The organism is Streptomyces sp. NPDC019443 (genome assembly GCF_044389785.1).
Taxonomy (GTDB): domain Bacteria; phylum Actinomycetota; class Actinomycetes; order Streptomycetales; family Streptomycetaceae; genus Streptomyces.
This window is the reverse complement of record NZ_JBIRYJ010000023.1, coordinates 36,602-52,169: the sequence shown is the minus strand read 5'-3', so window position 1 is coordinate 52,169 and position 15,568 is coordinate 36,602. Positions and strand designations below refer to the sequence as shown.

Sequence of the window (15,568 nt, the reverse complement as noted above, 5' to 3'; positions counted from 1 at the left end):
GAAACAGAAGGAGACCGATGAGATCCCGCAGCGTGCGCCGTACCGCGACCCGCGCCGTGACCGCCGTCGCGGCACTGCTGCTGTCGATCACGGCACCCCCGGCAGCCTCCGCCGACTCCGGACACGACCCTCTGGTCGTCCGCACCACGCACGGCATGGTGCGCGGCGCCGCCGGTCCCGATGGCGGCCGGGTCTTCCAGGGCATCCCCTTCGCCGCCTCCCCGACCGGGGAGTTGCGCTGGCGCCCGCCCCAGCCGGCCGCAGCGTGGTCCGGCGTACGGGACGCCACCGCACCGGCCAGCCCCTGTCCCCAATTACCGCTGACGCTCCTCCCGGATGGCGGACCGGTCCTGCCAGGTGACTCCAACCGGACCGGCAGCACCTCGGAGGACTGCCTGTACCTCAATGTGTGGACCCCGGCCCGGACCGGCAACAGGACCCTGCCGGTGCTGGTGTGGTTGCATGGCGGCGGCAACGCCTACGGCGCCGGAAGCGATTACAACGGCGCGGCGCTGGCCGCGCGGGGCGTGGTCGTGGTCACAGTCAACTACCGCCTCGGAGCACTGGGGTTTCTCTCCCACCCCGCCCTGTCGGCCGAGAGCGCGGACCATGCCTCGGGTGACTACGGCCTAATGGACCAGCAAGCCGCGCTGCGCTGGGTACGGAGCAACATCGGAGCGTTCGGCGGCGACCGGACCAGGGTCACCCTCGCCGGCCAGTCCGCCGGATCCGTCGACACCTGCCTCCACATCACCTCGCCGACGGCGAAGGGCCTGTTCCACCGGGCCGTCCAGCAGAGCGGCAGCTGCGTATCCCACGGCGCTCTCACCCCGCTCACCCTGGCCGCGGCCGAGATGAAGGGGCAGAGCTTCGCGGCCTCGGTCGGCTGCACCGCCCCGTCGACCGCCCCTGCCTGCCTGCGTGCGGTACCCACCACCGAGCTCATCCGCGGCGCCCCCGGGGCCGCCCCACCCTTGTGGGGAGCCAATACCGGGCCGAGCATCCTTCCGGTCTCGCCGGACAAGGCGTGGGCTGCGGGGCGGGTGAACGCGGTCCCGACACTGAGCGGCAGCACCCACGACGAGTACCGGTACTTCACAGCGCTGTATGTGGATCTGCTCGGCGGCGGGCCGCTCACGCCCCAGACGTACGCCGCCTTGATCAGACTGCAGCATCCCGACCGGGCGGCCGCCGTCCTCGACACGTACCCGGCCTCCGCGTACCCGTCCCCCAACCTGGCCTATTCCGCCGTCGGCACCGACCAGCGGTTCGCCTGCCCGGCGAGAGCGGACAGCCGCCTGTACAGCGGCCGGGTGCCCGTCTACGCCTACGAGTTCAACGATCCCCAGGCGCCGCCGTTCATCCCCGCGCCACACACCCCGCAGGGCGCCTTCCACGCTTCGGAACTGGCTTACCTGTTCCCGATGAACGCTCTGCCACTACCGACACCCGCCCAGCGCCGGCTGTCCGCCACGATGGCCGGCTACTGGGTCAGGTTCGCCGCCACCGGCAACCCCAACGGGCCGGGAGCGGCCATCTGGCCGCGATACGCTGCCGACCGCGACCGCATCCAGGTGCTGGCCCCGGACCGGACCGCTCCCACCACTGGTTTCGCGGCCGACCACCGCTGCACGTTCTGGCAGCCCTCCAGCACCTCCTGACGGGCGCCTCGTCGCTCTACGAAGCGGGTCCACTTCCGCTGCGACGGGCCCCTTCGGCGGCCTCGCCCCGTACGGTGAGGCCGCCGTCCCGGCCCCCGAGCGGGGACCATGCCCCGTCCCCGGCCGGCCACCGAGTCGGGGCTCAACCGTGATCCGTCCTGAGCAGGGCAGGCACGGCGATGATGACGGAAGAAGAGTGTGATGCGTTCACGCTGGTCCGGGACGGGCGCCGGGCGTGCCGACAGGGTCCGGATGGTTTGGCGAGCGTCCTGTGGCGTCCGGTATCCACGCCCGTGCGAGGACTTGCTGCCCGCGATCAAGATCCGCGGCCGCGCCGCGGACCTGCTGTCCTTCTCACGCCGAGACCGCGAGTCCGTCCGTATCGTGCCGATGGCATTCGAGACTTCATCGAGCGTACCCTGACGTCGACTTCTTCCAGATCGTGCAGATGAACCCACCACCTTGCGGGTGCGGATACGGTCGACCCGGGAGCGGATCCGGACAGGGTGTGGAGCGCGGTGCGAACCGAGATCGTTGGCCTGCTCACGGCCCATCAGGTCGCCACTGCACCGTCGAACGCGCCCACGAGTCACCCCCGCAAGCCCAGGCGGTAAATTCCGCGTTGGCATCCCCTTCACGTGACCCATGAGAGCGCGCACGGCGTGCTGGGGCGGGCCATGGGTTTCGTGCTTCCGGGCCTGCTTTCCGCGAGTAATGGCCACGAGCACCGGCGGGATACTCAGTCCGCGGCCAGGCGTGCCCGGCAGTGCGGGGCGGCCTCGACTGTCTGGCGGAGACCTACCGGTTCGCGACACGTCCGGGACGCGGGGCCCCCGCGGACGCATTTCCCAGGGGAACGCCGTGGTGGGCCGCCAAGGCCATCAACGCGACGTGCAGCGGCTCTATCTCCAAGGCAGTGGTTGGTTCGAACCAACGGGCAACGGCGGTTCCACTCGCCGTTCTGAGGGTGAAGCGGGCAAGTTCGTCCGACACCTCCGGGCGGTCGCGCAGGTCGAAGACGACACTCAGGGAGTCCTGGGCCCACGCGGCCAGGGCGTCGCGGTAGTGGTGCAGCTCGGCCACGGCCGCCCTACTGGCGTTCTGCTGCAACATGCCCAGCCCGAGCAGCAGCTTCAGGCCGTGCGGGTGGCGTTGGAATCCGTCTCTGACCGCTTCGAGGAAGTTGTTCAGCCGTTGTGCAACGTCCGCGCCGGGTACCTCGACCGACGGCAGGGCTGCCAGCAAGGTAATTCTGGCGCGTTCGAGCACCGCGACGTAGATGCCGTCCTTGCTGCCGAAGTGCCAGTAGATGGAGCTGGCGGGGAGGCCGCATGCGGCGGAGATCATCGAAATGGACGAGGCGGCGTAGCCGTGCCGCGACATCAGCTCGGTGGCGGTGTCGAGGATCGCGTCGCGTGACCGCATGCCGCGGTCATGGCCAGGTGCCTCCGTCATGCGACCGACTCTAGCCTCGCCGTTTCATTTGGTGTGAGGTCGGGTTTTGAGTGGGAACGTGAAAGTGCCTTCTGAGCCGGGACGATGAGCCTTGTCGAGGGGGTTTGTCGTCACTAGAGGAAGGCACTTTCTGCGTGCCGGCCAGTCGGTTCACGTCCCAAGTTCGTGGTATCCGCAGACGGAACGGGGGGTGCTCGGGCAGGCCGAGGCACTGTTGTTAGCGTGCTGCGGCGCCCACGCAGACCGACACCGTCAACTTCTGGCCGGAGTGGGGCGGCATCGTCCTGCACTACGCCGGGGGCGGGAAGGAGATGCGCGAGGAGCACAGTCCCGGTCGCACCCCGGCCCCGCTCGACGACTGCTACTACCAGGTGCGCCTGATCCAGCATCGGCACATGCACCCGTCCCCGATCACCGGGGGCGAGCGGTACTGGGACATCGCCTACAACTACCTGATCTGCCACCACGGGTACACCTTCGTGGGGCGTGGGCTCGCCTCCCAGCCGGGAGCGAACGGCAGTCGGTACACAAATGAGCGCTACTATGCGATCTGCGGTCTGATCGGCAGCGGCGATCCGAAGCCGACCGACGTGATGCTGCGGGAGACCAAGGCGGTCATGGAGTGGGTGCGGCGCTACGACCAGGCCGGCGCGCGCGTGGAAGGCCGCCATGTGAAGGGGCACAAAGACGTCGACCGGGATCCCCCCACCCAGTGCCCTGGCTCTCTGTACCCGTACATCGGGAACGGCTACTTCGACTAGCGATGGCGTTGTTCGTGGTCAGGCGACGACGGGCGTCGAGGCTGGGATGACTGGTGGGGGTCTTCCAAGCGTGACCGAGGCCGCCCTTCGTACTGGATCCGCGCTGCTCAACGAACGGGGCGCCTTGCGGATACCAGGCAGCCGTATGGCCCGTGCAAGGCACTCGGCGGCGGCTACATCAGGCCCTCATGCTCACCAGGACGATCCAGGAAGGGCGCACTGTCTTCCAGCAGGGGCAGCGTGTCCGCCTCGCGTCCGGCGCCGAGATACAGGCGGCCCAGGGAGTCCATGGTCAGTGCTTCGCCGACTCGGGCGCGGACCGAGCGGAACGGCGGGAGGCACTGTTCGAGACAGCGCATGCCTCGGGAGTGGTCACCCTGACGCAGGCGGATCTCGCCGATGCTGCGCAGTGCCACCGCGATGCCCCGTGCGTCGCCGAGCCGTTCGAAGCGGCCGACGGCATCGTTGAGCTGCGCCACTTGGCGGGCCGCAGAGGTCATGCCGAGGGTGCCCGGGCTCCAGGCCGTCCACGCTGCCCAGATCGGCTAGTTCAGGTCACTGAAGACGGGCATGGCCTGGTGAAGCAGTCCCGGGCCCGTCCCTGGTCCGGCAGCAGGCAGTACGCCTCGCCGAGGGCGCGCAGGCTGGTGGCGTGCAGCATGCGGTCGCCGACCGGACTCCTCCTCGACGAGCCAGGTCTCGGAAAACTGGTGGGGTTGTTCGACTCGCGGAAACAGTCGAGGGCGGGGCTGAGCCGGTAGGCCGAGCGCCGGCCGCCCGTCCGCTGAAGGCCAGGTTCGTGGCGACGACGTGGGCCAGCACACGCTCGCGGAGGACATTGCGGCGGCCCACGGCGAGTGCGGAACGCACTAGCCTCGCCGTTTCACTTGGTGCGGGTAGCGGGTTCTGTGCAGTAACGCGAAAGTGCCTTCTGAGCTGGGACGATGAACCCTGTCGAAGGGTTCTGTCGGTCCAAGCGGAAGGCACTTTCTGCGTGCAGGGTATCGGTTCACGTCCCAAGCTCCATGTCTTCGCTGACGGTGCGGGGGTGGTCGGGCATACCGGAGCACGGTTGCTGGCGGATCTCGCCGACACGACCGGGCTGACGGCGGCGTACTCCACGGCACTTCGGCCCCTTCGGCCCCGTGGGACCGGCCACGAACCGGGCCGGATCGCCGTCGATCTCGCGGTGACGCTCGCTGACGGCGGCGAGGCGATCGCGGATCTGACTGTTCTGCGAGACCAGGGCGAGGTGTTCGGCCCGGTGGCCTCCACGCCGACGGCCTGGCGGCTGCTGGCCGCCATCGACGAACGGGTGCTGGACCGGCTGCGGTCCGCCCGCACTCAGGCCCGGGAAGTGGCCTGGCTACAGGCCGACGAGACCCGGTCCGGCATACCCGCGGTGAAGACGGGCGGACGCGAGGTGACCGGCCTGGTCCTGGACCTCGACGCGACCCTGATCACCTGCCACTCCGAGAAGGAAGCGGCGGCACCCACCTACAAAGGCGACTTCGGGTTCCACCCCTGCTGTGCTTCCTGGTCAATATCGGCGAGGCGATGTCCGGCATCCTGCGGCCCGGAAACACCGGAGCCAACACCGCCGCCGATCACGTCGCGGTCCTCGACCAGGCCCTCGCGCAGATCCCCGACGCCCACCGGCACGGGACCGACATCCTCATCCGCACCGACGGCGCCGGATCCGCGAAGGCGTTCCTCGCTCACCTCCGAGACTTGCGCGGGCACGGCCTGGACCTGCGCTTCTCCGTCGGATACGCGGTCACCGAGCCGGTCCGTCGCGCGATCCGGGCCCTGCCCGAGCAGGTGTCGCACCCCGCCCTGGACCAGGACGGAACACTGCGGACCGGCGCCGCGGTCGCGGAGCTGACCGGCATGGTCGATCTGAACGGCTATCCGGCCGGCACCCGCATCATCGTGCGCCGCGAGCTCCCGCACCCCGGCGCCCAACTGTCCCTGTTCGACCAGGACGAGGGCCTGCGGCACCAGGTGTTCCTCACCGACACACCGTTCACCGACGGCGGTTCAGCCCAGTTCCTGGAGGTCCGCCACCGCGGACACGCCACCGTCGAAGACCACATCCGGTGCGGCAAGACCACCGGCTGCGGCCGCTTCCCCTCCCGCAACTTCGCCGTCAACGCCGCATGGCTCGAGCTCAGCCTCGCGGCCATCGACCTCCTCGCCTGGACCCGTGTCCTCCTCCTGGACGGCGAACTCGCGACCGCCGAACCCAAGAAACTCCGCGACCGGCTCCTGCACGTCGCCGCCCGCCTCACCCGCGGCGGCCGCCGCCTCCACCTGCGGATAGCGGCGACCTGGCCCTGGAGACGAGAACTCGCCGCCGCCTTCCACCGCCTCGCCGCCCTACCCCGCCCCGCCAACTGACCAACCGCCCCGGCCACCCACGACACGAAGGACCTTGGAGAACCCGACCACCGCGCCGGGCTCACACCATGCCCACCAACCGGCACCACCCCGAACGGCCCCCCTCAGCCACCCAGCAGCCTCAACCGAAACGCCGAGGTTAAGACGTCGTCTCATTTGGGTTGGTCGGTAGCCAAAACTTGTGAGGTCCTGACGGCGATCATCTTCGTAGCCAAGGCGGGTTGGAGGCGGGTGGGGTCGCTGGCGGCGTTCTTGTGGGGGACACGCCGAAGGCGCGCTCATCGGGCTCATCTAGCTCGACCGGGGCACATGGGACGAGGAGTCCTCCCGAGCACCGGACGCTCATGTGCTACAGCACCGCAGCACCGAGGCCGAGGTGGGGGTAGCGACGGTTACCCGGTGTCGGCGTACACGTGAGCTTTCTCAAGTACGCCGACACCCGGCGCCCTCCAGCACAGCAGCACCGTCCAAGTCCACCACCCGCCGCGGCCGCCCCGCCCCCAGGACCGGTCCGGCGGCACCTCCCGCACAAGCCGGCTCGCTCCCTGCGGCCGCCGAACGCCGCCCCGGGCGAAGCCTGTAACGCCTGCCGGCCGAGCTGCACGGAAGGGGTTCTTCACCCTTGTGAGGGTGAAGAACCCCTTCGCTGCTGACGGCCGTCCCGGCGGGCCTGGCACGGCTCCGGTCTTGCATCCTCACGCCCCATTCAGACGCCCAGCTGGATGCGGCGGCTGGACTGCTGAACTTGCGTACCTGTCTCCATGTCCTTTACGAATGCCCTCACGTAGATCTCCTCGGCGCCCTCCTCGCCGTCGAGCGAGTCACTGCTCATCCTGAACGTCGTAGTACGGCCTTGGGGTTCGGGGCCGATATTAACGTGCCTGCCTCGCTTGACGAGATCGTCATCAGCGGCGTCCTGCTCCCATATGTCGACCCATGTCTCGTATGGGTGCCCGTCCCGCTTCTCAAAAAAGCTGAAGCCGACGCTGTAATTGACCGTAAGATCCCACCTCTCGCCCGTCTGCTGCGCCGATATCGTCACGCCGGTGACCGATCCGGCGGGGAGGACAAGAGTTCTGCCCGCAGCTTGCGGTGTTGTGGCTGCTGATGTCGTGGGCACACCTCCCACCAGCGCCAGAATTGCCGCCGTGCATACGATTGTCTTGCGATTGCGCATGGTGACCTTCCAGCGAATTGCCTGTCAGATTCGTGGAAAACGCCGGTCGCCCAGATCCAACGATTGGGAGCGCGATTAATAGGTGACCATTAGTCGACCCGGTCCCATTGCCTCCGGCGCGCGCCTCACTCACCCCGATCAACTAGTACGGGAAGAAGATCCGGCGTTCACGTTGCTCGGGTCATTGACCCCGAGGTGCACGAGGCTGTAAATTCCGGCGCTCTAGCGGCCTACATCAGAACCCTAGCTCTGTTACTCCCTTCGCGCATCCCAGCCCGTGCCAGGGAATCGAGAGCTCTTCCCCCATGACCGTACTGACGACCACTTGCCCGTCCACCGATGCAGCCCCCCTGTCCAACCGACCTGCCAGTCCCCCTTTCAGGGCCCGCATGTTCACCGAGGCGATCGCGCAGCGCGACCAGTCCAGGTCGCCGCGCGATCCCAGTTCGTCGAGGAGGACGCGGTGCAGCTCCCAGACCCGGGCGGCGGTCCATTCGGTGAACCGGCGGTGTGCGGTTGGACCCGAAGGGCCGAAGACCGGCGGCAACTGCCGCAGGTGCAGCCCGTCGTGGCTACGAAGATGATCGCCGCCAGGACCTCACGGTCTCCGTGCCGTCGTCGGCACCGCCCTGGGGCCGTGTCGGGGTCGGCGGGACCACCCGCTGGAAGAGGTCGTACAGCTCGTCCAGACCAAGCGTTCCACCAACAACACAAGTTCAGGCTACCGACCAATGCAAATGAGACGACCCCTAACGTGCGCGTTGCACTTGCTGCCGTGTCCGGATCTTGGGCGGAAACACGAAAGTGCCTTCTGAACTGGGATGATGAGGCTTGTCTAGGGGTTCCGTCACCACAGCAGGAAGGCACTTTCTGCGTGCACACTACCGGGTCGCGTCCCAAGCTCGTCGTCTCGGCCGACGGTCGCGGAGTGGTCAGCCACGCCGGATCCCGCCTGCTGGCCGATCTCGCCGACGCCACGGGCCTGACCGGCTCCTTCGCCAACGCACTGCACCGGTTGCGGCCGCGCGGCACCGGCCACGATCCCGGCCGGGTGGCGGTCGACTTGGCGGTGATGCTCGCCGACGGGGGCGAGGCAATCGCCGACCTGGCCCTCCTGCGCGACCAGCGCGAGGTGTTCGGTCCGGTGGCCTCCACCCCCACCGCTTGGCGCGTCCTGGCCGACATCGACACCACCGCACTCGCGGCACTGCGCACGGCCCGCGCCGCTACCCGGGAGATCGCCTGGCTGCAGGCAGCCGAGACCCGGCGCGGGATACCGGTCTCCCGCGCGGGCGGACGCGAGCTGCCTGGCCTGGTCCTGGACCTCGACGCCAACCTCGTCACCTGCCACACCGAGAAGGAACAGGCAGCCGCCACCTACAAACACGGCTTCGGCTTCCATCCTCTGCTGTGCTTCCTGGACAACACCGGCAAGGCTCTGGCCGGCCTGCTGCGGCCGGGCAACGCCGGCGCGAACACCGCGAGCGACCACATCACCGTCCTGGACGCCGCTCTCGCCCAGATCCCCGATGACCATCGCCACGGCACCGACATCCTCATCCGCGCCGACAGCGCCGGAGGCGCCAAAGCGTTCCTGACCCACCTGCGATATTTGCGGGCTCAGGGCATCCAGACTTTCTTCTCCGTCGGACACCCCGTCACCGAAGCGGTCCGGCGCGCGATCCGGGCCCTGCCCGACCAAATCTGGCACCCGGCCCTGGAACAGGACGGATCCCTGCGCGGCTCAGCCGAGGTCGCCGAGCTGACCGGCATGATCGACCTGGCCGGATATCCCGACGGCACCCGCATCATCGTGCGGCGTGAGCGCCCGCATCCCGGCGCCCAGCTCTCCCTGTTCGACCTCGACGAGGGCATGCGCCACCAGGTCTTCCTCACCGACACTCTCATCGCGGGCGGCGGCGGATCCATCCAGCACCTCGAGGTCCGCCACCGCGCGCACGCCCGCATCGAGGACCGCATCCGCTGCGGCAAAGCCACCGGCTTCGACCGCTTTCCCTCCCGGCTCTTCCATGTCAACGCGGCCTGGCTGGAGCTGCTGTCCCTGACCGCAATCGACCTGCTCGCCTGGACCCGCACCCTGCTGCTGGACGGCGAACTGGCCACCGCCGAGCCGAAGAAGCTCCGCTACCGGCTGCTGCACGCCGCCGCCCGCATCACCCGGGGAGGCCGCCGCCTCCACCTGCGGATCGCCGCCACCTGGCCCTGGCGACATGAGCTGGCGAACGCTTTCGCCTGCCTCGCGGCCCTGCCGAGGCCAGCCACCTGACCAACGGCGCTGCCTCTGCCTACCCACAACCCGAGGAACCCGGAGCACCCGACCCGAGCGCCGGGTCCCAGGCATGCCCACCAGCCGACAGCCACGGCCCACCACAGTCAGCCCAGCTCAGCCGACCCAACTGAAACGGGGAGGCTAGCTTCACGAATCCTTCGTGCGAGGGAACGACCCTGCTGTGGTCTGTGCAACGTCCTCGTATGGAAGGAAATCACCGGTCTGCTGACGGGCCATGCGAGAGCAATGGCGAAATTCGCCGTGTGCAACCGCCGGTAATTCCGCCGTTCAAGCCTATGGTCAACGGCCGAAAGACATGCCGGGCCGTAAGTCGCGGTCGGGAATCAGTGGCACCGGCTATACGATCGCCCGCGGCTCTACGGCAGTTGAGGGGGACAGGAAGCTCTCGGCCGCGACGCCTACTTCAACGCTGGGGGCGAAGTGTCAAGAAGCTTGGGTGCCGCTGATGCGGGCGCCATGGTGTTCGGTCCGCTTCTGAAGGCGCTGCGGCACTCGGGCAACTGGACCCAAGAGATGCTGGCCGAGCGGTCAGGCGTGAGCGTACGGACCATCAGCGACCTTGAGCGGGGCCGTATCCGGCGTCCGCAGCAGCGGTCGGCCGTGGCGCTGGCGGCCGCCCTCGGGGTGGCGGGGGGCGATCGGGAGGAGTTTCTGCGGGTGGCGCGCAGCGGGCCGCGCCTGGTGGTGCCGGTGCGGGCTGTGGAACCGCCGGGAACGCCCCTGAGTGACCGTCCGGCCCAACTACCGCGGCTGCCAGCGGGTTTGGTGGGACGAAATCAGGAGATGGCTGCGCTGGCCGAGGCCACCGTCGTGGGGACCGGCAGGGTGTGCGCAGTCATCGGCCCGGCCGGAGTGGGCAAAACCTCCTTGATTCTGCGGTGGGCGCACCACGCCGCTGCCGAATTTCCGGACGGGCAGCTTTTCGCCGATCTGCGTGGCTTCGCCGAGGCGGAGCCGCTCGAACCGGGCGTCGTATTACGCGGCTTTCTGGCCACCCTCGGGCTGCCCCACCAAGCCGTGCCGGAGGATGAGGCCGCAGCGCAGGCCCTCTACCGCTCCACGCTGGCCCGACGCCGGATACTCGTGGTGCTCGACAACGCCCACAGCTCCGAACAGGTGCGCCCGCTGCTGCCCGGCAGCGATACCTCCGCGGTGGTCGTCACCAGCCGTAACCGGTTGCAGGGGCTGGTAGCCCGCGACGGCGCCCGCGCCGTCGTCCTGGACATGCTGGACCGGCGGGAGAGTCTGCTCCTGCTGACGGCCGTGCTGGGACGTGAACGGATGGCCGGCGCATCGGAGGCCGCCGGACAGCTGGCCGATCTGTGCGGTGGGCTGCCGCTCGCTCTGCGTATCGTGGCCGCCCGGCTGGTGGCCCACCCGGCCTGGACCGTGGAGTCGCTCGTCGGTGAACTCGCCGATGAGCGGCGTCGGCTCAGTGCGCTGTGCGCCGAGGACGCGGATGTCGAGGCCGCGCTGGGCCTCAGCGTCCGTACGCTGCCGCCACCCGCAAAGGCGGTGCTCGGGCTCTTCGGCGTACATCCCGGTGGCGATCTCGACGCCGCTGCGGCGGCCGCGGCACTCGGCTCGACCCGGTCGTCGGCTGAACGCGCGCTGCGGCAACTGGCCTCGGCCCACTTGGTGCAGGAACGGGTCCCAGGCCGCTACGGCTGCCACGACCTGGTACGGCTCTACGCCCGGCAGCAACTGGACCGCCCCCGCCGGGCCGCGCTGCTCCGGCTGCTGGACTACTACCTCCACGCGGCTTACGTCGCTTCCCGTGCCGCCGACCCTTCGGGTCGGCCCTGTTGCGACCTGCCCGCCTGGACTCCACCGCCCCCGGTTCTGCCGGCGTTGCCCACGTACAGGGACGCGATGCGCTGGTACGGCACCGAGGCGGAGAATCTCACCGCCATGGTCGACTTGGCCCGCACCTTGAGTGAACCGCGACGCGCCTGGCGGCTGACCGTCCTGCTCTGGCCGCTGCTGACCGCTCGGCACCACCGTGACTGGACCGCGCTCCTTGCACAAGGGCTCACCGCCGCCGAGGAGCTTGCCGACCCTGTGGCCCGGTCGCGGGTCCTGGTGCTGCTCGGTTGGGCCCTGACCGAGTCCGGCCGCTGCGAGGAGGCCCTGGTGCGGCTGCGGCACGCGGTCGAGCTCGCCGAGGGCACCGGCGACCGCTGCGACCAGGCGACCGGTTTGGTCAATCTGGGTCTCGCCCTTGCCCGCAGCGGTCGGACACAGGAGGCCTTTTCCCACCTCGAGAAGGCTGCGGCCCTCGCCCGGGAGATCGGCGACGAACGCACCACGGCCCTCGCCCTGCAGAGCTCCGCCCGGCTCAGCCTCGAGCTCGGCAGGCTGGACGATGCGCTCGAACAGGGTCGGCAGGCACTCGAACTGCGCGCCACGGCACCGCTCGGGCTGCTGGAAATCCTGCTGCTGGAGATAGTCGGGGCCGCCCTGTGCGGGAGCGGCCGTATCGGCGAGGGTGTTCCCCTGCTCCACGAGGCGTTGGCCCGCGCGCAGGCGGAGCGGTATCTGCCCGGTGAGGCGGCTGTCCTGGAGCACCTGGCGCGAATACTGGCGGACACCGGCGCCCCGGCGAGGGCTGAGGAATATCGGGTTCGGGCCCGGGCGCTGCGCGCCGGGCTCCGTGGCACGAGCCTCGACCTTCCGCTCGACAACGGCTGACACAACTCGACGCTGTCATCTTCCCTACTTCTGCCGGTACTTCTGCCGATGTTCCCGCGGGTTGTTCCGCATGGTCTCGCAGCGGCCGCATTGCTTTGCTGATCAGGCGGAATCGAATCGGCGTTGTGCGAGGTCGCTCGTGCTTCGCGTCGACGGGAAAGGATGCGATGAAACTCAAGAACCGAGGGCGAGCCGCGGCAGGAGCGCTGGCCGTTGTGGCCGGGCTGGCGGTGTCGGTCATGCCGACGGATGCGGCATGGGCTGCCCGGGACACCGGCGCGGTGACGCGTCAGGCCCAAGCCGGCTCCCCGGCCACAGCACTCGCCGCAGGCGACATCTGCCAAGTCAGCCAGGGCAGTGGCCACCACTGCTGGAACACCGACACGCAGCACAGCATCGGGATTCGCAACATCGGCGACAATCCGGTGGAAGTGAAGAGGAACGGCGACCCGAGGTGGTACCGCATCGAGCCGGGCCGACGGATGGAACTCAACGGCCTCGACTTCTGGGGAGACACCGTCCGCGCACGGGCCATCGGCGGCAACAGCTTCATCCGGCACGACTGATCCGGGCGTGTTCCTTTCGGACAGGCGGAATCGAATCGGCGTTGTGCGAGGTCGCTCGTGCTTCGCGTCGACGGGAAAGGATGCGATGAAACTCAAGAACCGAGGGCGAGCCGCGGCAGGAGCGCTGGCCGTTGTGGCCGGGCTGGCGGTGTCGGTCATGCCGACGGATGCGGCATGGGCTGCCGGGGACACCGGCGCGGTGACGCGTCAGGCCCAAGCCGGCTCCCCCGCCGCAGCACTCACCCAGGGCAAGGTCTGCGAGGTCTTCACCAGCAGTACCCACTGCTGGGATACCGGCACGCAGCACAGCATCGGGATTCGTAACGTCGGCATTTACCCGGTGGAGGTGAAGAGGAACGGCGACCCGAGGTGGTACCGCATCGAGCCGGGTCGGCGGATGGAGCTCAACGGCCTCGACTTCTGGGCGGACACCGTGCGTGCACGAGCCATCGGCGGTATCGGGTACATCGAGCGAGAGTGAGCTGAGCAAGCTTCCGTACCAAGGGCACGCGTCGCCATCACGGCGCGTGCCCTGGCACGTCACGTGAGCGCGGTTGCACCCCGCTCCGGCGTCATCCAAGACCGACCGGGGCATCAGCTCGTAGTCGGCGGCTGGCGGATCAGCGCCCGTCCCGCATCGCCGTACCAGACAGAGATCGTTCCCGCCCTTCCGCTTCTGTAACCGCGGAGCATTGAAAAGTGGCCCCGGCGCCCTTGGTGTCCGGGGCTTTCGCCACAACAAAGTCTCTTGCTCGCTGGCAGCGGCCTGGTTTCGGCCATCCAGCCGGACGCGCCGCGTACCGTGCGCAGCGTGGCGTGCGAAGGGCGCCGCCGGTGATGTCCGGCGGCGCCCTTCAGTGCGGTGCAGCGAGGGAGGCGAGGCGGCGCCAGGCCTTTTCGCAACTGGCGGGGATTCTAGAACCGGCTGCGGATGTGGGCCGTCGACGGAACTGGGAGCGCGTGTTCACAGCCTTGATGGCCAACGCCGACGCCGACGAGGACCTCAACTGGGCCATCTCGGTGGCCCCGACGACGAGGACGGCCCCCGGACCAGCCCTGATGTGATCCTGGCCGACAAGACGCCCCATGCGGCTATCAGGTCAAGCCGCCGTCGTGAGCGGGGGTGGGGCGGGTGTGCTGAAGGCGATTGTTTCGTCGAACTTCTGGCGGTTGCTCAGGCAGTGGTGGAGCTGGCCGAGCATGCGGTTGAACAGGTTGCGGAGGGCGGCGTGGTAGCGGTCGCCGGTATCCCGTCGGCGGTTGTAGTGGGCATGGGCGCCGGGTGAGGCGGTCAGTGCGGCGAACGCCCAGTGCCGGCCGGTCGAGGCCAGGCGGCTGTTCTTGATCCGACGGTGGGTGACGTGGCGGCTCTTGCCGGACTGGCGGGTCACTGGTGCGCTTCCGGCATAAGCCTTCAGATCGCCGGCCTGGATGAACCGGCTTCGGTCGTCGCCGATCTCGGCGAGGATCCGCGCGCCGGTGAGCGTGGCCAGGCCGGGGAAACTCGTGATGATCTCCGCGTCGGGATGCTGCAGGAACAGTTCCTCGGTGTCGCGTGCCAGGTCATCGCATGCCTGGCAGGCTGCGTCGAGTTGGGCGAGGAGGGCGAGTGTCTGCCGTCCCATCGCCTTCTCGACCAGGGCGGGCTGGCGGAGCCAGGTCCGGTGGAACACTTCAAGGAGCCGGTCGGTCTCGGCTTCGATGCGGCGTTGGCGTCCGGCTCTCATGACCGCGGTCCGCAGCCGGTGGCGGGTCAGCCGGGTGGCCTCGGCCGGAGTGGGCGCGATCGCCAGGATCGTGCGGGCTTCCCGGGACAGCAGCCGCTCACGCTTTGCTGCGAACGCCTCGAGGATCGCGGGGTAATACTCGTGCAGGTGGGATCGGAGCCGGTTGTGGGCGCGAGTGCGGTCCCAGACCGCGTCCTGCTGAGCTCTGGCGAGGACGGCTATCGCTTTCACCAGGTCGGAGTCCCGCGGCAACGGGCGGTGCAGCGAGGCATCGGTGCGCAGGATGTTCGCCAGGACGACGGCGTCCTGGTGGTCGGACTTCTTCCGGGAAACGGCGTGCCGGCCGCGGTAGCGGGCGACGGCCATCGGATTGATCGCATAGACCCGGCGCCCGGAGGCCCGCAGGCAGGCAACCAGGAGGCCCCGGGAGGTCTCGATCGCGACCGGGATGGGATCGTCCGGGCTGTCACCATGCTCGGCGAGCAGGTGCAGCAGGTCTTGGAAGCCCGCCGCGTCATCGCTGATCCTGAGTTTGCCGAGCAGTTGGGCGCTGGAATCGACCACCGCGACATCGTGGTGGTCCTCGGCCCAGTCGATTCCGCAGGTTGCGTGCACCACGCGCTCCTTTCCAAGGCTTCGCTGTCCGTCGGCATCGAGCCGCATAAGGACCACCCGGCGACCTAATAGAAGCGCTCGCGGGCGCACCACCCCATCAGCCGTCCGTGGCCCCAGCCCTGCTCAGGGGCCTCACTCTCGTGAAGAGCTCGACGGCTCCGGCTGATTGGGAGGTGGCCCTGGGAATGGCTCGAGTCACGGAAC

General features: G+C 69.0%; 10 protein-coding genes and 2 pseudogenes. 7 read left to right on the top strand and 5 right to left on the bottom strand.

What is annotated here, in order from left to right; genetic code table 11:
* Positions 1 to 17 precede the first annotated feature (17 nt).
* Entirely contained in the window at positions 18 to 1,661 is a 1,644-nt protein-coding gene (locus tag ACH492_RS37030) for a carboxylesterase/lipase family protein (RefSeq protein ID WP_398993358.1), read from the top strand.
* A gap of 798 nt (positions 1,662 to 2,459) precedes the next feature.
* Here the strand turns inward: ACH492_RS37030 and ACH492_RS37025 are convergent.
* Positions 2,460 to 3,116, bottom strand: coding sequence for a TetR/AcrR family transcriptional regulator (locus tag ACH492_RS37025; protein WP_398993356.1), 657 nt, complete (start codon positions 3,114 to 3,116; stop codon positions 2,460 to 2,462).
* A gap of 278 nt (positions 3,117 to 3,394) precedes the next feature.
* On the opposite strand from ACH492_RS37025, the gene ACH492_RS37020 reads away from it, so the two are divergent.
* The gene (locus ACH492_RS37020; RefSeq protein ID WP_398993399.1) at positions 3,395 to 3,877 is read left to right on the top strand and encodes a peptidoglycan recognition family protein; all 483 of its coding nucleotides are present in this window, start codon (positions 3,395 to 3,397) and stop codon (positions 3,875 to 3,877) included.
* Between the two features lie 173 nt (positions 3,878 to 4,050).
* On the opposite strand, the gene ACH492_RS37015 is transcribed toward ACH492_RS37020, so the two are convergent.
* A complete protein-coding gene (locus ACH492_RS37015; protein ID WP_398993354.1) occupies positions 4,051 to 4,377 on the bottom strand; it encodes a tetratricopeptide repeat protein in 327 nt (108 codons plus the stop codon).
* Positions 4,378 to 4,841: 464 nt separating this feature from the next.
* On the opposite strand from ACH492_RS37015, the pseudogene ACH492_RS37010 reads away from it, so the two are divergent.
* A pseudogene (locus tag ACH492_RS37010) lies at positions 4,842 to 6,277 on the top strand (IS1380 family transposase).
* Positions 6,278 to 6,983: 706 nt separating this feature from the next.
* On the opposite strand, the gene ACH492_RS37005 reads toward ACH492_RS37010, so the two are convergent.
* Entirely contained in the window at positions 6,984 to 7,454 is a 471-nt protein-coding gene (locus ACH492_RS37005) for a hypothetical protein (RefSeq protein ID WP_398993352.1), read from the bottom strand.
* 346 nt (positions 7,455 to 7,800) lie between these two features.
* Positions 7,801 to 8,143: pseudogene (locus tag ACH492_RS37000) on the bottom strand (transposase); the annotation flags it as partial.
* A gap of 122 nt (positions 8,144 to 8,265) precedes the next feature.
* Between ACH492_RS37000 and ACH492_RS36995 the strand changes: the two are divergent.
* The 4 genes from ACH492_RS36995 (at position 8,266) to ACH492_RS36980 (ending at position 13,503) form a co-directional block, all read left to right on the top strand.
* Positions 8,266 to 9,741 carry an IS1380 family transposase gene (locus ACH492_RS36995; protein WP_398993397.1) on the top strand — a complete coding sequence of 492 codons (1,476 nt, stop codon included), beginning with the start codon at positions 8,266 to 8,268 and terminating at the stop codon, positions 9,739 to 9,741.
* A gap of 456 nt (positions 9,742 to 10,197) precedes the next feature.
* Positions 10,198 to 12,456 (top strand): ATP-binding protein, encoded by a 2,259-nt coding sequence (locus tag ACH492_RS36990; protein WP_398993350.1) that lies wholly within the window; start codon positions 10,198 to 10,200, stop codon positions 12,454 to 12,456.
* Between the two features lie 167 nt (positions 12,457 to 12,623).
* Entirely contained in the window at positions 12,624 to 13,022 is a 399-nt protein-coding gene (locus ACH492_RS36985; protein WP_398993348.1) for a hypothetical protein, read from the top strand.
* Positions 13,023 to 13,107: 85 nt separating this feature from the next.
* Positions 13,108 to 13,503 (top strand): hypothetical protein, encoded by a 396-nt coding sequence (locus tag ACH492_RS36980; RefSeq protein ID WP_398993346.1) that lies wholly within the window; start codon positions 13,108 to 13,110, stop codon positions 13,501 to 13,503.
* A gap of 619 nt (positions 13,504 to 14,122) precedes the next feature.
* On the opposite strand, the gene ACH492_RS36975 is transcribed toward ACH492_RS36980, so the two are convergent.
* Positions 14,123 to 15,364 carry an IS110 family transposase gene (locus ACH492_RS36975; RefSeq protein ID WP_398993395.1) on the bottom strand — a complete coding sequence of 414 codons (1,242 nt, stop codon included), beginning with the start codon at positions 15,362 to 15,364 and terminating at the stop codon, positions 14,123 to 14,125.
* Positions 15,365 to 15,568 lie beyond the last annotated feature (204 nt).